We start from the raw sequence: 22,308 nt of genomic DNA, 5'->3' as shown, positions 1-22,308 counted from the left end.
CGCCTTATTGTGATTTTGATTGTTGCCAAGGAGTTTCCATGCCCATCACGGCCAGTACGTTGTACCGTGACAGTTTCAACTTTATGCGTAACCAGCTGGCCAGTATTCTGCTGCTGGCGCTGCTGACCGCATTTATTACCGTGCTGCTGAACCAGGCCTTTATCCCGGACGCCGACCAGCTCAATGTTCTGGCCAACGCCGAGAGTGACCTGACCTCGACGGCCGGGATGGGGCTGCAGGAGATTATCCAGCAGATGACGCCGGAGCAGCAGATCGTATTGCTGAAGGTCTCTGCGGCCGCGACCTTCTCCGCGCTGGTGGGCAATGTGCTGCTGGCGGGCGGGATGCTGACGCTGATCCGCCTGGTGTCTGAACGCCAGCCCACCAGCGCGCTGCGGGCCATTGGGGTATCCGCCCCAATTTTGCCGCGGATGCTGCTGCTGATGTTCATCTGTACCCTGCTGATTCAGCTGGGCCTGATGCTGTTTATCCTGCCTGGCGTGTTGATTGCGATTGCTGTGGCGCTGGCCCCGGTGATTGTCGCCAGCGAGCGGGTCGGCGTGATGGGCGCGCTGCGCCTCAGTGCGCGGCTGGCGTTTGCCAATATCCGGCTGGTGGTGCCGGCCATGATGCTGTGGCTGGCGGCCAAATTGCTGCTGCTGTTCCTGGTCAGCCACCTCACGGCGCTGACCCCGACCGTGGCCACAGTGGTGCTGACCGCGCTGAGCAATGTGGTCTCCGCCATGCTGCTGATCTACCTGTTCCGTCTCTATATGCTGTTACGTAAGTAACCGGCATGATGTTATGAGGGCACCTGCGGGTGCCCTTTTTTCTGCCTGCCCGGCCGGTGGTACACACGCCCCACTGAATCCGGTATAGTCGGCCAATGGGTTTAACTTGGAATAATGTATGAAGCAGTTTCTGGATTTTCTTCCGCTGGTTGTGTTTTTCGTGGTTTACAAGCTGTATGACATCTACGCCGCCTCCGGTGCGTTGATCGCGGCCACCGCGCTGGCGCTGATTTTTACCTGGGTGAAATACCGTAAAGTTGAAAAGATGACGCTGATCACCTTCGCGATGGTGGCGGTGTTCGGCACCCTGACGCTGGTTTTCCATGACGATCTGTTCATCAAATGGAAAGTTACGGTGATTTATGTGCTGTTTGCCCTGGCGCTGCTTATCAGCCAGTGGGTACTGCGCAAGCCGCTGATCCAGCGGATGCTGGGGAAAGAGCTGACGCTGCCGGACAGCGTCTGGAACCGGCTCAACAGCGCCTGGGCCCTGTTCTTCCTGGTCTGCGGCCTGGCCAACATTTATGTGGCGTTCTGGCTGCCGCAGAGTGTCTGGGTGAATTTCAAGGTCTTTGGCCTGACCGCGCTGACACTGGTGTTTACCCTGCTGAGCGGCCTCTATATCTACCGCCATATGCCGGAAGAGCAGAAACACCCACAAGAGCCTAAAAAATAAGTGGCCTGCCCCTGCCGCACCGGCAGGGATATTATTTCCTTACTGTGAAGCAATCCCATGAGTGAAAAACAGAGTTTACCCAACGGCGAGCTGGTGCTCCGCACGCTGGCGATGCCGGCAGACACCAACGCCAACGGCGATATTTTCGGCGGCTGGCTGATGGCGCAGATGGACATGGGCGGCGCGATTCAGGCCAAAGAGATCGCCGAAGGCCGGGTGGTCACGGTGCGGGTGGACGGCATGACCTTCCTGAAGCCGGTGGCGGTGGGCGATGTGGTGTGCTGTTATGCGCGCTGTATCCGTACCGGGCGCAGTTCGATGACCATCCATGTGGAAGTGTGGGTGAAGAAGGTATCGTCTGAGCCGCTGGGCCAGCGTTACCGCGCTACCGAGGCAGTGTTTACCTATGTGGCGGTGGACGATCAGGGCAAATCCCGCCAGTTGCCTGCCGGGAAAGATAATTTCCGCGTCGGCAGTGACGACTGACCTGCCCCGCGTCAGAAAAAAGCCACGGCCTGTGCCGTGGCTTTTTTTCGCTTACTGGATGCTGCTGCCGCCATTGATTTTAAACACGATGGTCACCACCAGATCTTTACCGGGCTTCGCTTCGTAACGCCATTTGCGCATCGCCTGTTTGACTTCGCGCTCGAACATGTTGCGTGGCTCCGCAGACAAGATACGCACATTCCCTACGCTGCCGTCGCTCTCCACATCAAACTGGACTTTGACCCGCCCTTCCAGCCGCAGGGCAAAGGCACGCTGTGGGTAGGTGGGCTGGTCACGCTGCAGCGGGCGCGGCCCCTGGGCCACCGCAGGTTGCGCTGCCGCCGCCGGTGCGGCCTTCGCCGGTGACGGTGTGTTGGCCGTCTGGCTAAACGGCGTGGCGTCCGGTTTGGCCTGGCGCTCTGCCGGTTTCACCACCTCTTTGGGCCGGGGCTTCGGTTTTGGCTTTTCAACCTTTTTCTCAACCGGTTTCGGCTTTGGCTTCTCAATGGTCACCGCTTTCGGCGGTGGCGGCGGCTCCGGTTCAGGCTCCGGCTGTACCTCCGGCTCCGGCGGCATGGGCTCCGGTTCAACCGGTGGCGGCGGCTCTGCCGCTTTCGGCGGGGCAAAATCCGCCGGATTCACCATGGTGACGCTGATCGGCGCCTCCTGTTTAGGCGGCAAGGTGATCTCCTGATTAAAGGAGGCATAAAGCAAACCGCCAACCACGGCACTATGCAATCCAACCGAGAGCACAACCGGGAGCGATATCCTGCGGGCAAATGAGAAGGTTTTTGGCGGCATAATGATTCGTTTTCCTCTGAAGCCGCAAGTTTAAATGCAAATAGCAATCATATTCAATAAGCAGCGGGTAACTCTTCCCCTCCGGCCAGAGAAAAAAACGCTAATCCGCTTTTTTCAGCAACTTATTAACAGGCCAAGAGAATTAACCCTACAGAAGTTACGTTTTGTTAACGTAGTCAGCGTGCCGCCGCGCCGCAGAACGCACGTTAACCCCTTCCCGCGCGCCCCGTTTTTCCGTTATGGTAGAACGCTGTTCAGCCTAATGATTTGAAAGGTGAAATATGCTCTATCTGTTCTATTGCGAAGATCATCCTGACACGCTGGCGAAACGCCAGGCTGCCCGCCCGGAACATCTGGCGCGTTTGCAGGCGCTGCATGACGCCGGGCGTCTGATTGTTGCCGGGCCGCATCCGGCTATCGACAGTAACGATCCGGGTGACGCCGGGTTTACCGGCTCCACGATTATTGCGGAATTTGATTCGCTGGCTGAGGCGCAGGCATGGGCAGATGCCGAGCCTTATCTGGCTGCCGGGATCTATAAATCAGTGGTAGTGAAGCCGTTCCGCCGCACCTTTTAAGCGGGCCGGGCGCTGTTTCTCACGTTACTGTGCCCAGAATGCAAAACAGTCCCGCCAGGGACTGTTGTTCACTCAGTAATTCACCGCATTAAGCACCATACGACGCAGCAGCTGATGGTGGTTTACCGCACGGATCCGGTAGATGTGCCGGTAACGACGCGACTGCGCCTCCAGCCAACGGCTGCGGCGGCGTTGCTGTTGACGCAGCATCCGCCAGCGTCCCACTTCATTTCTGGTGCGTTTCATGACGATAATTCTCAGTTCTGGGGTGACCGGGGCATTATAGGCATTTCATTTTGTGATCCAAGTCTAAAAATGCTGCGCTAATTCCCTGCTTTTTATCAGTCTTTCCCTGCAGCCCCCGGCATACGCGGCGTGCCGTAACGGCGGCTTACAGGTCTGATCACTTTGCACCGCTTTATGTGGGACAAAAGGTTTCACCTTTCGTTAACTCTGCGTAAACTCAGTAAAACGGCTTGCGAACAGGATTTTTCGCCCTTATGACAACATTTTATACAGTGATCAGTTGGCTGATGGTCTTTGGCTATTGGTTACTGATTGCCGGGATTACCCTGCGGATTCTGATGAAACGCCGGGTGGTGACGTCGGCCATGGCCTGGCTGCTGATTATCTATATCCTGCCGCTGGTAGGGATTGTGGCCTATCTCTCCTTTGGGGAACTGCATTTGGGCAAACGCCGCGCTGAGCGTGCCAAGGCGATGTGGCCCGCCACCGCACGCTGGCTGAGCGAGCTTAAACAATCCAAGGATATTTTTGCCACAGAGCACAGCGAGGTCGCCTTGCCGCTGTTCCAGCTGTGTGAACGCCGCCAGGGAGTGCCTGGCGTCAAAGGCAATCAGTTGCAGTTGCTGACCACCTGTGATGACACCCTGAAGTCGCTGATCCGGGATATTGAGCTGGCGCGCCATAATATTGAGATGGTGTTTTACATCTGGCAGCCGGGCGGGCTGGTTGATCAGGTGGCGGAATCCCTGATGGCCGCTGCCCGCCGCGGCATCCATTGCCGGTTGCTGCTCGACTCCGCCGGCAGCCTGCAATTTTTCCGCAGCCCCTACCCGGCAATGATGCGTAACGCCGGGATTGAGGTGGTGGAAGCGCTGAAAGTAAACCTGTTCCGCGTGTTCCTGCGCCGCATGGACCTGCGCCAGCACCGTAAGGTAGTGTTGATCGACAACTATGTGGCCTATACCGGCAGCATGAATATGGTGGACCCGCGCTATTTCAAGCAGGATTCCGGCGTCGGCCAGTGGGTTGACCTGATGGCGCGCATGGAGGGGCCGGTCGCCACGACGATGGGCATCGTCTACTCCTGTGACTGGGAGATCGAAACCGGTAAGCGTATTCTGCCGCCGGAACCGGAATCCACCATTATGCCGTTTGAGCAGGAGAGCGGGCATACCATCCAGGTGATCGCGTCCGGCCCCGGCTTCCCGGAGGAGATGATCCATCAGGCGCTGCTGACCGCGGCCTATTCCGCACGTGAACAGCTGATCATGACCACGCCCTATTTTGTGCCCAGTGATGATCTGCTGCACGCCATCTGTACCGCCGCCCAGCGGGGGGTGGAAGTCAGCATCATTGTGCCGCGCAAAAACGACTCCTTGCTGGTGGACTGGGCCAGCCGGGCCTTCTTTAATGAGTTACTGGAGGCGGGCGTCAATATCTATCAATTTGAGGGCGGGCTGCTGCACACCAAGAGCGTGCTGGTGGATGGGCAGCTCAGCCTGGTCGGCACGGTGAACCTTGATATGCGCAGCCTGTGGCTCAATTTTGAGATCACGCTGGTGATTGATGATGATGGTTTTGGGGCCGATCTGGCCCGGGTGCAGGAAGATTATATTGCACGTTCAACCCTGTTAAACGGCAAAAAATGGCTGAACCGGCCATTATGGCACCGGATCGTTGAGCGGCTGTTTTACTTTTTCAGCCCGCTGCTGTAAAAAACGGGGCGGCCGCCATTGCCCTGCGCAAACAGACAAAGGCGGCCTCTCTTTCATAGAGAAAAGGTTTAAAAAGAGTGCGGCAGCCCATGCTATGCTGCTGATTCCCCCATTTTACTCACGGGATTGTATATGGATCTGAATAACCGCCTGACTGAAGATGAAACGCTGGAGCAGGCTTACGATATTTTTCTGGAGCTGGCGACCGATAATCTGGATCCTGCGGATGTGCTGCTGTTCAATCTTCAGTTCGAAGAGCGCGGTGGTGCGGAGCTGTACGACCCGGCCGAAGACTGGAGTGAACATGTCGATCTCGATCTGAACCCGGACTTTTTTGCCGAGGTGGTGATTGGCCTGGCGGATGCGGATGGCGAACCGATTAATGATGTGTTTGCCCGTGTTTTGATCTGCCGCGAAAAAGATCACAAGTTCTGCCATATTCTCTGGAAAGAGTAACTGCCCCACCCTGCGTGCGGCAGGCCGACAGCGGTTTGTCGGCCTGCCCCCTGCTGTTGCCTTGCTGTTGCCCTGACGCCCTGCTGCTGCCCTGATGCCCTGCTGCTGCCCTGATGCCCTGCTGCTGCCCTGATGCCCTGCTGCTGCCCTGACGCCCTGCTGCTGCCCTGATGCCCTGCTGCTGCCCTGACGCCCTGCTGCTGCCCTTATTCCCGCGGTTGCTGATACGTCACTGCCTGCCGATTACGCCCTGCAAGACGATTTGAAAATGAGCTCATCACCGATGCCTGGGTAATTAAAGAGCACCTAAAAGTATGTTGTAACTATATAACACGTTGAGCAGCGGCGAGTCATCAGTCAGCGTTTTATAAGGTACGAGGCGTAAAAAGACACCGCGCAGCAGGCGCGGTGTCTGGGTTCACAGTAACGCGGAGCCGTTACAGCGGGTCAACTTTCAGGCAGGAAACCGCGTGGCGGAAACTGCCCTCCAGTAGCGGACGGGTTTGCGCGCATTCCGGCCCGGCGATCGGGCAGCGGGTACGGAAAACACACCCAGAAGGCGGGTTAATCGGTGACGGCAAATCGCCTTCCAGCAACTGGATAACTTTCAGCTTCTCTTTGTCCGGATCGGGGATCGGCACCGCCGACATCAAGGCGCGCGTATAGGGATGCTGCGGATTATGGTACACCTCGTCATAGGTGCCCAGCTCCACCGCATGCCCCAGGTACATCACCAGTACCCGGTCAGAAATGTGCTTCACCACCGCCAGATCGTGGGCGATAAAGATCAACGACAGCCCCATTTCCCGTTGCAGTTTCTGTAACAGGTTCACCACCTGCGCCTGGATGGAAACATCCAGCGCGGAGACCGGCTCATCACAGATGATCAGCTTCGGCTCCAGGATCAGCGCGCGCGCAATGCCGATGCGCTGGCACTGGCCGCCTGAAAATTCATGGGGATAGCGGTTAACCAGGTTAGGCAGCAGCCCCACCTTCATCATCATCGCTTTGACTTTCTCTTTGACCTCAGCGCGCGGCATCTTCGGATAATAAGTGCGCAGCGGCTCGGCGATAATTTCACCGATGGTCATCCGCGGGTTCAGCGAGGCCAGCGGGTCCTGGAAAATCATCTGAATATCGCTGCGGGTTTCACGCCACTGCGCATCGTTCATGCTGAGCAGATCTTTCCCCAGCCAGGCGACCCGTCCGCTGGTGGCTTTGACCAGGCCGATAATAGCCCGCGCAAAGGTCGATTTACCGCAGCCGGACTCCCCCACCACGCCCAGGGTTTCCCCTTCGAATAACCGCAGGGTCACGCCGTCTACCGCTTTCAGGGTTTTTGGCGGTTGCCAGAACCACTGTTTCCCGTCTTTGATATCGAAATGCACTTTCAGATCGGCGACTTCAAGCAAGACTTTCTTTTCAGCGACGCTGTTCATACTAACTCCTCTACCGGCTTGAAGCAGGCGCGCAGGCGCCCATCACCAAAGCGTTCCAACGGCGGTGCGTTAGAACAGATCTCCATCGCGTAGGGGCAGCGCGGCTGGAAGGGGCACCCTTTCGGCAGGCGCAGCAGGTTAGGCGGATTGCCGGGAATCGTCATCAGGGTTTCGCCTTCGGCATCCAGGCGCGGCACCGCGTTCAGCAGGCCGATAGAGTACGGGTGCGTCGGCTGATAGAAAACATCACGTGCGCTGCCATACTCCATGGTGCGGCCGGCATACATCACCAGCACTTTGTCACAGATACCGGCCACCACCCCCAGATCGTGGGTAATCATGATGATGGCGGTGTTGAATTCGCGTTTCAGCTCGTTCAGCAACGTCATGATCTGCGCCTGTACCGTGACATCGAGCGCGGTGGTCGGTTCATCGGCTATCAGCAGTTTGGGCTGGCAGAGCAGCGCCATGGCGATCATCACCCGCTGGCGCATCCCGCCGGAGAACTCGTGCGGGTACATCGCCATACGCTTGCGCGCTTCCGGCATTTTGACCGCGTCCAGCATCCGCACAGACTCATCAAACGCCTCGCGGCGGCTCATCTTTTTGTGCAGCTGCAACACTTCTATCAGCTGCTCGCCCACCCGCATGTAGGGGTTCAGCGAGGTCATCGGATCCTGGAAGATCATGGCGATCTCCTCGGCGCGCAGTTTGTTGAGCTGCGCTTCCGGCAGGTTCAGGATCTCCCGCCCGTTCAGTTTTGCCGAGCCGCCAATGCGGCCGTTGCTGGCCAGCAGGCCCATCAGGGCAAAGGCCGTCTGGGATTTGCCGGAACCGGATTCACCCACGATACCCAGCGTTTCGCCGGCACGCAGGTCAAAGTTAAGATCGTTGACTGCTGTGACATCACCGTCCGGTGTGCCGAAGGTTACGCGCAGATCTTTGACATCCAGCAGACTTGTTGCCGGCGTATTCACAGTAATGATGCTCATGATTGCACTCCTTAACGATCTTTCGGGTCGAGGGCATCACGCAAGCCATCGCCGATAAAGTTAAAACAAAACAGAGTGACAACCAGGAAACCTGCCGGGAACAGCAGCAACCAGGGTGAAACTTCCATGGAGTTGGCACCGTCACTTAACAGCGCCCCCCAACTGCTCAGCGGCTCCTGCGTGCCCAGCCCCAGGAAACTCAGGAAGGACTCAAACAGGATCATGCTCGGCACCAGTAATGAGGCATACACCACCACCACGCCCAGCACGTTCGGAACGATATGGCGCAGCACGATATTGCGGGTAGAGACCCCGCCCACCAGCGCCGCTTCGATGAACTCTTTGCGTTTCAGGCTCAGGGTCTGGCCACGCACAATACGCGCCATGTCCAGCCACGACACCATGCCGATTGCCACAAAGATTAGCAGGATGTTCTGACCAAAGAAGGTCACCAACAGGATGACGAAAAACATGAACGGGAAGGAGTTAAGAATCTCCAGCAGGCGCATCATCACGGAGTCCGTTTTGCCGCCCAGGTAACCCGAGAGTGAACCGTAAAGGGTGCCGACGATCACCGCCACCAGCGCTGCCGCGACCCCCACCATCAGAGAGATGCGCCCGCCGATTGCCACCCGCACCAGCAGGTCACGCCCGGAGGAGTCCGTGCCGAAATAGTGGCCGGATGCCATATCCGGCGCGGCGGACATCATGTTCCAGTCGGTATCATCGTAGGTAAAAGCGGCAAGCAGCGGTGCCAGCGCGACGAATAGCGCAATCAGGCAGAGCACCACCAGGCTGGTGACCGCTGCACGGTTATGCATAAAACGACGGCGAGCATCCTGCCACAGGCTGCGCCCTTCCACTTCCAGTTTTTCAGTGAAACTTTCCAGAGCTTCGCTGTTTTTCTTACTGACAATCATGAGCGTGCTCCAGCGTTAATAACGGATTTTCGGATCGATAACGGCATACAGCACGTCAACAATCGCATTGAACAGAATCGTCAGCCCGCCCACCAGAATGGTCAGGCTCAGCACCAGCGAATAGTCACGGTTCAGGGCGCCGTTCACAAACAGCTGGCCAATGCCCGGCAGACCATAAATGGTTTCAATCACCATTGACCCGGTGATGATGCCGACAAACGCCGGGCCCATGTAGGACATCACCGGCAATAGCGCCGGCTTCAGCGCATGGCGCAAAATGATGCGGCGCAGCGGCAGTCCTTTGGCACGCGCAGTGCGGATGAAATTGGAATGCAGCACTTCAATCATCGAGCCGCGGGTAATACGCGCGATACTGGCGATATACGCCAGCGACAGCGCCACCATCGGCAGGATGATGAATTTGGGTGCCCCGCCGTTCCAGCCCCCGCCCGGCAACCACTTCAGGGTAATCGAGAAGATCAGCACCAGCAGCGGTGCCACCACAAAGCTCGGAATGACGACCCCGGTCATCGCGAATCCCATCACGGTATAATCCCATTTGGTGTTCTGGTTCAGCGCAGCAATGACGCCGGCAGTGACCCCCAGCACCACCGCCAGCACAAATGCTGCCAGCCCCAGTTTGGCTGACACCGGGAAGGACGCGGCGACCAAATCGTTGACGGTGTAGTCTTTGTATTTAAACGAGGGGCCGAAATCGCCTTTGGCCAGTTGCTCAAGGTAATTAAAATACTGTTTGTACATCGGATCATTGAGGTGATATTTCGCCTCAATATTGGCCATCACCTCAGGCGGAAGATTACGCTCACCGGTAAAAGGGCTGCCCGGCGCAAGACGCATCATAAAGAACGAGATGGTGATCAGGATAAAAAGTGTCGGAATCGCTTCCAGACAGCGACGGAAAATAAACTTTAACATTGCCCATACCTGTTTTTAAGCCGCAATAACGGCTTTATAACGACAGCTCACTCTCTTCATTATTATAAGCGGGCAGCCACATAGCCTGCCCGCTAACACTCAGTGTTTAACCCACTCAGTGTTTAATAATGTAGAGGTCTTTGACGTAGACGTTGTCCTGCGGGTCTTTACCGGTATAGCCGCCGACGTAAGGTTTCACCAGACGCGCATTGACATAGTAGTAGACCGGGACGATCACGGAGTCTTTATCCAGCTGTGCTTCTGCTTTCTGGTAAAGGTCTGCACGCTCACTGTCAGTTTTTACTGTCGCGGTATCGGCGATCAGTTTGTCAAATATCTCACTCTTGTAGTGAGAGGTATTGTTGCTGCTGGTAGAGAGCATGACGTTCAGGAATGAGGTCGGCTCATTGTAGTCAGAACACCAGCCGGCACGCGCCACATCAAAGGTGCCCTGATGGCGGGTGTCCAGGAAGGTTTTCCACTCCTGGTTTTCCAGCTTCACGTTAACGCCCAGGTTTTTCTTCCAGATGGACGAGACAGCAATCGCCAGTTTTTTATGCAGGTCAGAGGTGTTGTACAACAGATCAAAACTCAGCGGTTTACCCGGGCCATAGCCCGCTTCTGCCAGCAGTTTTTTGGCCTCTTCGTTACGTTTTTCCTGCGTCCAGGTGAACCACTCCGGTTTGGTCAGCTTGCCTTCGGTGCCGTCTGTGTAAGGCGGGGTAAAGCCGTAAGCCGGCAGATCACCCTGGTTTTTTACTTTATTGACGATGATGTCACGATCCAGGCCCATTTTCAGCGCGGTACGCACACGCACATCCGTGAACGGGGCTTTCTGGTTATTGATTTCGTAATAATAGGTGCAGAGGTACGGGTCAACATGCACCTCGGTTGGGATCTCTTTCTTCAGCTTCTGGAACAGTTCAATCGGCATGTTGTTGTAAGTCATGTCGATTTCACCACTGCGGTAGCGGTTAACATCAGTGACTTCAGAGGAGATCGGCAGGTACGTTACCTGATTGATCACGGTGTGGGCGTTATCCCAGTATTGCGGGTTGCGCTCCAGCACGATGCGCTCGTTGACTGTCCAGTTCTTCAGCTTGTAAGCGCCGTTGCTGACGTAGTTTTCCGGCTGCGTCCATTTATCACCGAATTTCTCCACGACTTTCTTATTGACCGGTTTCATCGAGGTATGGGAGAGCATTTTAACGAAGTACGGCACCGGTTCAGTCAGGGTGACTTCCAGGGTGTGATCATCTACCGCTTTCACGCCCAGCGTATCCGGGCTTTTTTTGCCGGTGATGATGTCATCAATATTGGCGATGTGGCCATATTGCAGGTAGCTTTCATACGGGGAAGCGGTTTTCGGATCGGCCAGGCGCTGCCAGCTGAACACGAAATCTTCCGCCGTGACCGGATCGCCGTTTGACCATTTAGCATCTTTGCGCAGATGGAATGTCCAGACTTTGAAGTCTTTGTTGTCCCAGCTCTCTGCCACACCCGGCGTTACGCTGCCGTCTTTGACGGAGGTATTGACCAGCCCTTCCAGTAAGTCGCGGATAACGTTGGACTCAGGTACCCCTTCCACTTTATGCGGATCAAGGGACTGCACTTCCGATCCGTTGTTACGCACCAGCTCCTGCTTCGCTGCCAGCTGGACGCCGGCCGGCACTTCTGCCGCAAACGCACTGCTGACAGTGATGATACTGGTCGCTGCCATGACCGCCACGGCCAGCACTGTTTTTTTCGTGATGTTGGTCATTCTGTTTTTAACTCCACTTTTTATTATGAACCTGCCGTTAAACGGCAGGATTGCTCCGCGAACGGAGAGTGACTGCAGAGTGACCGGAACGGCGGCCGCTCCGCAGTGGCTCACTTTGTACTGCCCCCAATAAGGGCACTACCCCTGATTCTTATCCTGTGAACCCGGCTCAGGGCTGGATTCGGTAGTAATTTTTCAAATCCGTCAGATCCTGCGGATCTTTACCGGTAAAGCCCCCCACGGTTGGCTTGACCAGCCGGGCACTGACCCGGTAATAGACCGGGACCAGGACGGAGTCGCTATCCAGCTGATTTTCCGCCTGCTGATAGAGGGCATGGCGGGCCGCATCATCCGGTGCGGTCAGTGATGCCGCCATCAGGCGGTCATACTCTGCGCTCTTGTAAAACATGGTGTTGTTCGTGCTGGTAGAGAGCGCCATGCTGAGGAACGTTGACGGCTCGTTGTAATCCGCACACCAGGTTGCGCGGGCAATGTCATAGTTACCCTGGCGGCGGGTCTCCAGCATGGTTTTCCACTCCTGGTTCTGCAGGGTAACCTGCGCGCCCAGGTTTTTGGTCCACATCGAGGCGGCGGCAATCGCCTGCTGTTTGTTTTGATCGGAGGTGTTGTAGAGCAGCGCGACCTTAAGCGGATGCTGGTCAGTGAACCCCGCCTCCGCCAATAATTTGCGCCCTTCGGCATTGCGCTGTTGCTGGCTCCAGCCGGCCCAGGCGGGTGCGGTAAAATCTGCGCCGGCGGTATAAGGCGGCGTCAGGCCATAGGCAGGGATTTGGCCCTGCCCCATGATTTTCTCGGTAATGATCTGGCGATCCAGCCCCATTTTCAGCGCGGTACGAACACGCACATCATTCAGGGGCGGACGGCGGTTATTCAGCTCATAATAAAACGTGCACAGCAACGGGCTGACATGCAGCTGCGTAGTCAGCTCTTTTTTCACCATCGGGAACAAGGTCGGAGGTATAGCGCTGTTAGTGATATCGGTATCACCACTGCGGTAGCGGTTCACATCACTCACTTCCGAGGAAATAGGCAGGAATGTCGCATGCTCAATAACCGTTTTACTGTTATTCCAGTAAGTCGGGCTGCGTTCAACCTCGATACGCTCATTCACCACCCACTTCGTCAGGCGGAATGCACCGTTACCGACATAATTCTCCGGCTGGGTCCAGCGTTCACCATACTTTTCAATCACTGACTGCTTAACCGGTTTAAGGGCAGTATTCGCCAGTAATGACACGAAATAAGGCACCGGCGCGCTGAGCGTCACTTGCAGCGTCTTTTCATCCAGCGCTTTGACGCCAAGGGCATCCGGCGTTTTTTTACCGGCCAGGATAGCGTCTATATTTTCGACTTTGCCGAATTGCAGATAGCTGCCGTACGGCGAGGCGGTTTTTGGATCAACCAGACGTTGCCAGCTATAGACAAAATCTCCGGCCGTGACCGGTGTACCATCACTCCAGCGGCTATTCTGGCGCAGATGGAAGGTCCAGACCCGGTAATCACTGTTTTCCCAACGTTCGGCCACGCCGGGCGTAATGTTACCGTTGGCATCCGTTTCGACTAGGCCTTCCAGCAGGTTAAGAATAATATTCGATTCAGGGACACCCTCTATTTTTTGTGGATCAAGGGAGGAGACCTCTGAGCCGTTATTAATCACGATGGACTGCTGTTTGGCTAACGTTACTGACGCAGGCACTTCGGCAGCAAACAGCAAAGGAGCAGGAAAGGCCCCAGCCAGGGCAGCAAACACTGCCGCGCGTGCAGGTTTAAACAACATTGAGATCACTGCCACACTCCTCTCCCTCTGTTTTAATTTGATCACTTAAGATGGGGTTACTAGCAAATTTCAGGCCTGCCTACGTCCAAAAGCCCAAAAGGGCCAGCACACAAGGTGGGTTCGAAAAATTATCAGAAGCTAAAATGTTGTGCCAATCTATTTTGCAGAAATGTTAAGCATTTCTCTTTTATAGACATGTGTGTATGCCGCAAAGTAGAGAAAATATGTCATCTAAACGGCATAAAAACATTAAAAACAATAAGTTGGCTTTGAAGGCCTTTGTCGGTCAGAAGCAGACACCTGTAATAATCTAAAAATCAAAAACAAAGCGTTAACATCCTTTTCGCCTGAAGAATAAACTTCTGCTCAGGTCTGATAAAACACTAATATCATCTCATAACCGGCTTCACAAGCCCCCCTGAATGATGTGACTAAATTAACATCAAAAGAAAAAACGAGATTTTTTTAAACGAGGTAAGCGCAAGAAAAGTGGCAGAAATAAAGGATTGAACCCAGATGGTTCATTAAGGCTGGTTTAATGCAACATTGTAGTGCAATCGCGGGTTTGCTCAGCAAATGTTGCACCGATAAAAGGCAGGGAAAAGAATCGTATCATTGCTTCTGGCCCGTGAAACCTGTCACGGGCCGAAAGTCAGGCCGGTTAACACAGCCGGCAGGAAATAACGTTACAGCAAACCAGGGAAAATCGTTTTGATACCGGTAACAATAAATTCGATACCCAACGCCATCAATAATAATCCCATAATACGGGTAACGACGTTAATGCCGGTTTGCCCCAGCAACCTCACCACCAGCGGGGCAGCGCGGAACAGCAGCCAGCAGCAGAAGGAGAAAAAGGCAATAGCCAGTGTCAGCCCAAGCAGGTTTTGCCAGCTATGATAACGGGAACTCCAGACAATGGTGGAACTGATAGCCCCCGGTCCCGCCATTAAGGGCAGTGCCAGCGGCACCACACCAACGCTTTCACGAATGGCTGACTCCGATTTTTCCTGTTTATTTTGCTTATCCTCACCCAGCTTACCGCTGATCATTGACATCGCAATGGTAACCACCAGAATGCCGCCGGCAATTCTGAACGAATCAATGGAAATACCGAAAAGGTGCAGAATCGCATCGCCCAGGAACAGTGAGGTGCAAAGAATAATCGCGACTGACAGGTTAGCCGTCAGGTTGGTTTTATTCCTGCCGGCAGCTGCCTGATAGCTGGTCATACTGATAAATACCGGCAGGATCCCAATCGGGTTTACCAGCGCAAAAAGTCCGACAAAAAATTTAATGTATCCTGACAAATCCAGTAGTGTCTGGCTCACGCAGAACTCCGTCAACAGGCCATAAGAGTGAGATTTTGAAGGCCGCTAATGTAATAGAATTACCTGATATAATCCATCACCATTAACAGGATTAAATAGTGATATTCAGACCTATTAAGAAACAAATCACTGCCTTTAGTGAAGGGTTTTGCCTAATCTTTTCTTTCTGGCAAGAAATAAAAAACATTTCTTATCTATGAGACTTTTTCTCATTCCTGGTGTTTGCTGAAAGGTGTCAGCTTCGCGTTTTCTTGATCTGGATCAAGAAACGTTAAACAGGGAAGAGTAAGATTGCACCATATTAAGAAATCACGAGACCCTGTCCAACTTCATCATAAGCGGCTTTTTTTCTCATTACGCCGCACCGCAGCATGCTAACAAGCTCTTTCAGTAAATAAGCGATATTGCACTCTGACCAGGGAAACAGGTCATCACCAAAACGTACATGTCCCCCAGGGCTATACTTGGTGCGATGCTGACAGCTCATTTACTAAAAGAGTTTAACCTTATCAGGAGAGCATTATGGCTGTAACGAATGTTGCTGAACTTAACGCACTTGTGGCCCGTGTCAAAGAAGCCCAGCGCGAATATGCCAACTTTACCCAGGAGCAAGTCGACAAAATCTTCCGTGCCGCCGCTCTGGCTGCCGCTGATGCCCGCATTCCGCTGGCCAAAATGGCCGTTGCAGAATCCGGCATGGGTATTGTGGAAGATAAAGTCATTAAAAACCACTTTGCTTCTGAATATATTTACAACGCCTACAAAGATGAAAAAACCTGTGGGGTGCTGTCAGAAGATGACACCTTCGGGACCATTACCATCGCTGAACCTATTGGCCTGATTTGCGGTATCGTTCCTACCACCAACCCGACCTCGACTGCCATTTTCAAGGCGCTGATTAGCCTGAAAACCCGTAACGGCATCATCTTCTCCCCGCATCCACGGGCGAAAAATGCCACCAACAAAGCCGCTGATATCGTGCTGCAGGCCGCCATTGCCGCCGGGGCACCGAAAGATATTATTGGCTGGATTGATGAACCCTCCGTTGAGCTTTCTAATCAACTGATGCATCACCCGGATCTGAACCTGATCCTGGCAACCGGCGGCCCAGGTATGGTGAAAGCAGCATACAGCTCCGGTAAACCGGCTATCGGCGTCGGGGCGGGTAATACCCCGGTGGTCGTGGATGAAACCGCAGATATTAAACGTGTTGTGGCCTCTATCCTGATGTCGAAAACCTTCGATAACGGGGTTATCTGTGCGTCTGAGCAGTCAGTGATTGTGGTTGACGCTGTGTATGATGCCGTCCGCGAACGTTTTGCCAGCCATGGCGGCTACCTGCTGCGTGGTCAGGAGCTGAAAGCCGTTCAGGATATTATCCTGAAAAATGGTGGCCTGAATGCGGCCATTGTCGGCCAACCGGCACACAAAATTGCTGAAATGGCCGGCATCCGCGTGCCTGCATCAACCAAAGTCCTGATTGGTGAAGTTGCTCTGGTCGATGAGTCTGAGCCTTTCGCCCATGAAAAACTCTCTCCGACACTGGCGATGTACCGTGCCACTGACTTCCACGACGCAGTGAGCAAGGCGGAGAAACTGGTCGCTATGGGCGGTATCGGCCATACCTCCTGTCTCTATACTGACCAGGATAACCAACCGGAACGGGTGAATTACTTCGGTGACAAGATGAAGACCGCCCGTATCCTGATTAATACCCCGGCATCACAGGGGGGGATCGGCGACCTGTACAACTTCAAGCTGGCGCCTTCTCTGACGCTGGGCTGCGGCTCCTGGGGCGGCAACTCCATTTCTGAGAACGTAGGTCCTAAGCATCTGATCAATAAGAAAACCGTCGCAAAACGAGCAGAAAATATGTTGTGGCATAAACTTCCGAAATCTATCTATTTCCGTCGTGGTTCACTGCCGATTGCTCTGGAAGAAGTCGCAACAGATGGCGCTAAACGTGCGTTTATCGTTACTGACCGCTTCCTGTTTAATAACGGTTATGCCGATCAGGTCACCAGCGTACTGAAATCGCATGGTATTGAAACAGAAGTGTTCTTCGAGGTTGAAGCTGATCCAACCCTGAGCATCGTGCGTAAAGGTGCGGAGCTGATGAACTCCTTTAAACCGGATGTCATCATTGCGCTGGGCGGCGGCTCCCCGATGGATGCGGCCAAAATTATGTGGGTGATGTACGAGCATCCTGAAACCCACTTCGAGGAGCTGGCGCTGCGCTTTATGGATATCCGTAAACGCATCTACAAATTCCCGAAAATGGGCGTTAAAGCAAAAATGATCGCCATCACTACCACCTCCGGTACCGGTTCTGAAGTGACGCCGTTTGCTGTGGTAACTGATGATGCGACCGGCCAGAAATATCCGCTGGCTGACTATGCGCTGACCCCGGATATGGCGATTGTCGATGCCAACCTGGTCATGAACATGCCGAAATCACTCTGTGCCTTTGGCGGCCTGGATGCAGTCACCCATGCGCTGGAAGCGTACGTTTCTGTACTGGCAAATGAGTACTCTGATGGTCAGGCACTCCAGGCTCTGAAACTGCTGAAAGAAAACCTGCCACAAAGCTACCGTGACGGCGCGAAAAACCCGGTGGCCCGTGAACGTGTCCATAATGCGGCGACCATCGCGGGTATCGCGTTTGCCAACGCCTTCCTGGGGGTCTGCCACTCTATCGCCCACAAACTGGGCTCAGAGTTCCATATTCCTCATGGCCTGGCGAATGCGATGCTGATTTCCAACGTTATCCGGTATAACGCGAATGACAACCCGACCAAGCAAACAGCCTTCAGCCAGTACGACCGTCCGCAAGCACGCCGTCGTTATGCTGAAATCGCTGATCACCTTGGCCTGAGCGCACCTGGCGATCGCACCGCACAGAAAATTGAGAAATTACTCAACTGGCTGGATGAAATTAAAGCTGAACTGGGTATCCCAACGTCTATCCGTGAAGCAGGCGTACAGGAAGCTGATTTCCTGGCGAAAGTGGATAAGCTGTCTGAAGATGCCTTTGACGATCAGTGTACCGGGGCTAACCCACGTTACCCGCTGATTGCTGAACTGAAACAGATTCTGCTGGACACCTACTACGGCCGCAAATTTACTGAAGAGGAAAAGGCCACGGAAGTTGAAACCGTTGCCGTCGCCGAGCTGGTAAAAGCGGATAAAAAAGCGAAGAAATAATGTTTGCAGGCTGCGCCTCTTTTCAAAAGGGGCGTACTGTAAAATCATCCCCTTTCAGGCAAATGATTTAGCATGACCACTAAAAACCCGCCATTCAGGCGGGTTTTTTTATGCGGGTTTTTATATAAAAACGGGCGCAATAAAAGCGTTACTCGTGCTCTTCACTGGTGCCGGATAGGGCATCCCTGTAGTGTTTGCGGCAAACCGATACATAACGCTCATTACCGCCAATCACCACCTGCTCGCCGGCATGCATCGGCCGGCCATTCTGGTCGAGGCGTAATACACGGTTAGCTTTACGGCCACAATGACAAATTGTCTTTAACTCCACAAGCTTATCCGCCCATGCCAACAGATATTGGCTGCCGGTAAAGAGCTCACCAAGAAAATCCGTCCTGAGTCCGTAACATAATACCGGAATATCCAGTTGATCGACCACGTCACATAACTGGCTTACCTGGCCCTTTGTCAGAAACTGGCTTTCATCTAATAAAACACAGTGTACCGGCTGCTGAACATGCTCTTGGGTAATCATGGCCTGTAAATCGGTGTCTGCATTATAGAGCTGTGCCTGAGAAGAGAGGCCTATTCGGGAACTGACTTTACCTACCCCAAAGCGCCGGTCAATTTCAGCGGTAAACACCAGGGTGCGCATACCGCGTTCCTGATAGTTATAGGACGATTGCAGCAAAGCGGTAGATTTTCCGGCGTTCATCGCGGAATAATAAAAATAGAGTTGAGCCATTGCTCTCGCGTTCCCTATCACACTAAATCGAATTTGCGTGGAGTGTAACATAGCGCTACAGGCAGATCCTCTGCCTGTTCATCTTCCCTGCCCTGTCTGCCGTTTCCTGGCACGCACCGACCGCGTAATTTGGGCTATCTCGTTAAAATGAATATGAAGGCAGCATTCTGGCTACATCGTCTGCCCCCGGCTTACGATTTCCTTACAAAATAGCGTAAATAATGTCTGGTCTATGGAAAGAGGTATAATAAAACAGGTTTTCATAATCAAAAAAACGCCTGGATACAGTAAATTCAAATACCTGTAGTCGCTCTTTTTATCTGTTCCCTTTTTTATCTCCCCTCGTTTTATAGGCTATTTTTAACGGGAAAAATAATGGGCTTATACAATAACTGACTGAGCCGCGGCATATTGGCTGTTGCAGAATTTAAACCTGCACTCTATTATTACGGCGAATACCCCATATGATAATTAGAGAGTAGGACAATGAGCGAAGCTTTGAAAATTCTGAACAACATCCGCACTTTGCGGGCGCAGGCAAGAGAGTGTTCTCTTGAAACGCTTGAAGAGATGCTGGAAAAATTGGATGTTGTTGTTACTGAACGCCGGGAAGAAGAACAACATGTTGCTGCGGAAACAGAAGAGCGTACCCGCAAGCTGCAGCAATACCGCGAGATGTTAATTGCTGACGGTATCGATCCAAACGAGTTAATGCAAACCCTGGCTGCCGCTAAGCCGGCAGGGAAAGCCAAGCGTGCTGCACGCCCGGCAAAATACCAGTATCAGGACGAGAACGGTGAAACCCGTACCTGGACAGGCCAGGGGCGTACACCAGCAGTGATCAAAAAGGCAATTGATGAAGAAGGTAAATCGCTGGACGATTTCCTGCTCTAATTTGTCATTGTGTTGCACGTCATCTGCTTAAAACAATACTCCCGATGGGAGTATTTTTATATACATTTATTTTACATTTTAAAAACACAAATAAAACAATAATAGAATAGCCATAAAAAAGGGATGCCGAAGCATCCCTTTTTAAACTCTCTTCGTTTTATTGTTGATAAAAGTTACGATACCAATCAACAAAGCGTTGAATACCGTCGGTTACGCTGGTCTCTGGCTTAAAACCAATCGCCTGATAAAGCGCTGTGGTATCCGCGCTGGTTTCCAGCACATCACCCGGCTGCATAGGCAGCAGATTTTTTCTGGCTTCAATTCCTAACGCGGCTTCCAGCGCTTCTATATACGCCATCAGCTTCACCGGCTGGCTGTTACCGATATTGTATACCCGGTATGGGGCTGAGCTGGTTGCAGCAGAGCCCTGCTCCACCGTCCAGCCTGTGTCCGGTTGCGGAATAACCGCTTGTAACCGGACAATGGCTTCCGCGATATCATCGATATAGGTGAAGTCACGGCGCATCTCGCCACGGTTATAGACGTCAATCGCCTCTCCGGCCAGCATGGCCCGGGTAAACTTAAACAGCGCCATATCCGGCCGGCCCCAGGGGCCATACACGGTAAAGAACCGCAGTCCGGTCGTCGGCAGACTATAGAGGTGCGAATAAGTATGTGACATCAGCTCATTCGCTTTCTTGGTCGCCGCATAGAGTGACACCGGGTGATCAACCGAATCATCGGTAGAGAAAGGCATTTTCTGGTTCAGGCCATAGACTGAACTGGAGGACGCATAAAGCAGATGCTCTACCTTATTATGCCGGCACCCTTCCAGCACATTCAGGTGACCAATCAGGTTGGCATCCGCGTATGCCAGCGGGTTCTCCAACGAATACCGAACCCCGGCCTGCGCGCCCAGATGAATGACACGCTGGAAATGATGGGTTGCAAACAGTTCAGCCATGCCCTCACGGTCAGCCAGGTCCAGCTTGATAAAGGTGAAACCCGGCTGCTCCAGCCTGGCCAGGCGCGCCAGCTTAAGATTGACATCATAATAGTCATTCAGGTTATCGATCCCGACCACCTGATGGCCGGCAGCCAGCAGTCGCTCAGTGACATGATAACCAATAAAACCGGCCGCGCCTGTTACCAGAAAATTCATACCTACCTCTTAATCGTGCACTTGCACCGATGCGCCACGGCCGATTGCATAGTAGGTGAAACCACGCTTCGCCAGACGCTCCGGATCGAAAAGGTTACGGCCATCAAAAATGACCGGCTGCTTCAGCGACGCCTTGATCACATCAAAGTCCGGCGCGCGGAAGTTCTGCCATTCGGTACAAATTACCAGTGCATCAGCGCCTTGCAAAGCAGCTTCTTTGGTGCCCATCAGTTTCAGGGAGTCACGGTGACCATAAATGCGCTGGGTTTCGTCCATCGCTTCCGGGTCAAAGGCCTGCACCTGCGCACCGGCTTCCCACAGGGTTTCCATCAGCACGCGGCTGGAGGCTTCACGCATATCGTCGGTATTTGGCTTGAAGGAGAGGCCCCACAGCGCAAAGGTTTTGCCTTTCAGGTTGTCGCCGAACTCACGTTTGATGAACTGGGTCAGCTTATATTTCTGCTGATAGTTCACGTGCTCCACGGCTTGCAGCAGCTTCGGCTGGTAGCCAATCTGTTCGGAAGTACGGATCAGGGCCTGTACATCTTTCGGGAAGCAGGAACCGCCGTAACCACAGCCCGGATAGATGAAGTGGTAACCGATGCGGGAATCAGAACCAATGCCCTGGCGCACTTTTTCAATATCCGCGCCCAGAATCTCTGCCAGGTTCGCAATTTCGTTCATGAAGCTGATCTTGGTTGCCAGCATGCAGTTAGCGGCATATTTGGTCAGCTCAGCACTGCGCACGTCCATCAGGATCATACGATCGTGATTACGGTTGAACGGCTCATAGAGCTCACGGATCGGCTCAATGGCTTCTGGGTTATCCGTACCGATAACGATACGCTCCGGACGCATACAGTCAGCCACCGCTGCCCCTTCTTTCAGGAACTCCGGGTTGGAGACCACATCAAAGGCAATCTCTGCGCCACGCTGCTTCAGCGTCTCTGCCATCACAGAGCGCACTTTGTCCGCGGTGCCCACCGGTACGGTAGACTTGTCGATGACGACTTTGCGGTCGGTCATGTGCTGTGCGATGGTACGCGCCACGGCAGTCACATATTTCAGGTCGGCGGAGCCGTCTTCATCCGGCGGGGTGCCCACAGCGATGAATTGCATCACACCATGCGCCACGCCCTGCTCTGCGTCTGTCGTGAACTGCAGGCGGCCGGCTTCGTAGTTTTGTTGTACCAGCGGGGTCAGGCCCGGCTCATAAATCGGGATGATGCCTTTTTTCAGGTTCTCGACCTTACGCGCATCGACATCTACACAGAGTACATCATGGCCAACTTCAGCTAGGACGGCAGCTTGCACCAAACCGACATAACCAATACCAAAAACTGTTACTTTCATTGGAAAATCCTAGTTTTTAAAAT

20 protein-coding genes are annotated in these 22,308 nt (G+C 53.7%); 8 read left to right on the top strand and 12 right to left on the bottom strand.

All coding sequences use genetic code 11. The features are described 5' to 3' along the window. Nucleotides 1-38 precede the first annotated feature (38 nt). The 3 genes from CYR55_RS02150 to yciA all read left to right on the top strand — a co-directional run bounded on the left by CYR55_RS02150 (nt 39) and on the right by yciA (nt 1,953). Nucleotides 39-791, top strand: a complete 753-nt coding sequence (locus CYR55_RS02150; protein ID WP_101814501.1) for a YciC family protein — start codon at nt 39-41, stop codon at nt 789-791. Nucleotides 792-909: 118 nt separating this feature from the next. Continuing rightward, entirely contained in the window at nt 910-1,467 is a 558-nt protein-coding gene (locus CYR55_RS02145) for a septation protein A (RefSeq protein WP_101814500.1), read from the top strand. 57 nt (nt 1,468-1,524) lie between these two features. Then, on the top strand, nt 1,525-1,953 hold the full coding sequence (gene yciA, locus CYR55_RS02140; protein ID WP_101814499.1) for an acyl-CoA thioester hydrolase YciA: 429 nt from the start codon (nt 1,525-1,527) through the stop codon (nt 1,951-1,953). A 51-nt stretch (nt 1,954-2,004) separates the two neighbouring features. Here yciA and CYR55_RS02135 read toward each other — a convergent pair whose 3' ends face one another. Next, nucleotides 2,005-2,754: an energy transducer TonB gene (locus CYR55_RS02135; RefSeq protein WP_101814498.1), complete on the bottom strand. Its 750-nt coding sequence runs from the start codon at nt 2,752-2,754 to the stop codon at nt 2,005-2,007. A gap of 281 nt (nt 2,755-3,035) precedes the next feature. On the opposite strand from CYR55_RS02135, the gene CYR55_RS02130 reads away from it, so the two are divergent. After that, nucleotides 3,036-3,332, top strand: coding sequence for a YciI family protein (locus CYR55_RS02130; protein ID WP_101814497.1), 297 nt, complete (start codon nt 3,036-3,038; stop codon nt 3,330-3,332). 72 nt (nt 3,333-3,404) lie between these two features. Here the strand turns inward: CYR55_RS02130 and CYR55_RS23265 are convergent, their stop codons facing one another. Further along, complete coding sequence (locus tag CYR55_RS23265) at nt 3,405-3,578, bottom strand: YciY family protein (RefSeq protein WP_139300324.1); 174 nt, start codon at nt 3,576-3,578, stop codon at nt 3,405-3,407. Nucleotides 3,579-3,832: 254 nt separating this feature from the next. Here CYR55_RS23265 and cls point away from each other — a divergent pair, with 254 nt between their 5' ends. Together cls and CYR55_RS02120 are read left to right on the top strand one after the other, a co-directional pair. Continuing rightward, nucleotides 3,833-5,293: a cardiolipin synthase gene (gene cls, locus CYR55_RS02125; RefSeq protein ID WP_101814496.1), complete on the top strand. Its 1,461-nt coding sequence runs from the start codon at nt 3,833-3,835 to the stop codon at nt 5,291-5,293. Nucleotides 5,294-5,425: 132 nt separating this feature from the next. Further along, on the top strand, nt 5,426-5,749 hold the full coding sequence (locus tag CYR55_RS02120; RefSeq protein ID WP_101814495.1) for an HI1450 family dsDNA-mimic protein: 324 nt from the start codon (nt 5,426-5,428) through the stop codon (nt 5,747-5,749). A 437-nt stretch (nt 5,750-6,186) separates the two neighbouring features. Here CYR55_RS02120 and oppF read toward each other — a convergent pair whose 3' ends face one another. The 7 genes from oppF to CYR55_RS02085 all read right to left on the bottom strand — a co-directional run bounded on the left by oppF (nt 6,187) and on the right by CYR55_RS02085 (nt 14,927). Continuing rightward, entirely contained in the window at nt 6,187-7,188 is a 1,002-nt protein-coding gene (oppF, locus tag CYR55_RS02115; RefSeq protein WP_101814494.1) for a murein tripeptide/oligopeptide ABC transporter ATP binding protein OppF, read from the bottom strand. Further along, nucleotides 7,185-8,180: an ABC transporter ATP-binding protein gene (gene oppD, locus CYR55_RS02110; RefSeq protein ID WP_101814493.1), complete on the bottom strand. Its 996-nt coding sequence runs from the start codon at nt 8,178-8,180 to the stop codon at nt 7,185-7,187. The genes oppF and oppD overlap by 4 nt, the downstream gene beginning before the upstream one ends. Nucleotides 8,181-8,191: 11 nt before the next feature. Continuing rightward, entirely contained in the window at nt 8,192-9,100 is a 909-nt protein-coding gene (oppC, locus tag CYR55_RS02105; RefSeq protein WP_101814492.1) for an oligopeptide ABC transporter permease OppC, read from the bottom strand. A gap of 15 nt (nt 9,101-9,115) precedes the next feature. Then, complete coding sequence (gene oppB, locus CYR55_RS02100; RefSeq protein ID WP_101814491.1) at nt 9,116-10,036, bottom strand: oligopeptide ABC transporter permease OppB; 921 nt, start codon at nt 10,034-10,036, stop codon at nt 9,116-9,118. A gap of 115 nt (nt 10,037-10,151) precedes the next feature. After that, nucleotides 10,152-11,798, bottom strand: coding sequence for an oligopeptide ABC transporter substrate-binding protein OppA (gene oppA, locus CYR55_RS02095; RefSeq protein WP_101814490.1), 1,647 nt, complete (start codon nt 11,796-11,798; stop codon nt 10,152-10,154). Between the two features lie 169 nt (nt 11,799-11,967). Next, nucleotides 11,968-13,596: an ABC transporter substrate-binding protein gene (locus CYR55_RS02090; protein WP_101814678.1), complete on the bottom strand. Its 1,629-nt coding sequence runs from the start codon at nt 13,594-13,596 to the stop codon at nt 11,968-11,970. 686 nt (nt 13,597-14,282) lie between these two features. Further along, entirely contained in the window at nt 14,283-14,927 is a 645-nt protein-coding gene (locus tag CYR55_RS02085; RefSeq protein ID WP_072930797.1) for a YchE family NAAT transporter, read from the bottom strand. 522 nt (nt 14,928-15,449) lie between these two features. Here CYR55_RS02085 and adhE point away from each other — a divergent pair. Then, nucleotides 15,450-18,131: a bifunctional acetaldehyde-CoA/alcohol dehydrogenase gene (gene adhE / locus CYR55_RS02080; protein ID WP_101814489.1), complete on the top strand. Its 2,682-nt coding sequence runs from the start codon at nt 15,450-15,452 to the stop codon at nt 18,129-18,131. Between the two features lie 148 nt (nt 18,132-18,279). On the opposite strand, the gene CYR55_RS02075 is transcribed toward adhE, so the two are convergent. After that, nucleotides 18,280-18,876: a thymidine kinase gene (locus CYR55_RS02075; protein ID WP_101814488.1), complete on the bottom strand. Its 597-nt coding sequence runs from the start codon at nt 18,874-18,876 to the stop codon at nt 18,280-18,282. 486 nt (nt 18,877-19,362) lie between these two features. On the opposite strand from CYR55_RS02075, the gene hns reads away from it, so the two are divergent. Continuing rightward, nucleotides 19,363-19,770, top strand: a complete 408-nt coding sequence (gene hns / locus CYR55_RS02070; protein WP_101814487.1) for a histone-like nucleoid-structuring protein H-NS — start codon at nt 19,363-19,365, stop codon at nt 19,768-19,770. A 157-nt stretch (nt 19,771-19,927) separates the two neighbouring features. Here hns and CYR55_RS02065 read toward each other — a convergent pair whose 3' ends face one another. Both CYR55_RS02065 and CYR55_RS02060 read right to left on the bottom strand, forming a co-directional pair. Further along, the gene (locus tag CYR55_RS02065) at nt 19,928-20,932 is read right to left on the bottom strand and encodes an NAD-dependent epimerase (RefSeq protein WP_101814486.1); all 1,005 of its coding nucleotides are present in this window, start codon (nt 20,930-20,932) and stop codon (nt 19,928-19,930) included. Between the two features lie 9 nt (nt 20,933-20,941). Then, a complete protein-coding gene (locus CYR55_RS02060) occupies nt 20,942-22,285 on the bottom strand; it encodes a UDP-glucose dehydrogenase family protein (RefSeq protein WP_101814485.1) in 1,344 nt (447 codons plus the stop codon). Nucleotides 22,286-22,308: the final 23 nt, after the last annotated feature.

Origin of the sequence: Chimaeribacter californicus, assembly GCF_002858675.1 — a bacterium.
Classification (GTDB): domain Bacteria; phylum Pseudomonadota; class Gammaproteobacteria; order Enterobacterales; family Enterobacteriaceae; genus Chimaeribacter; species Chimaeribacter californicus.
The sequence above is the reverse complement of the archived record's forward strand: the minus strand, read 5'-3'. Positions and strand labels throughout refer to the sequence as shown.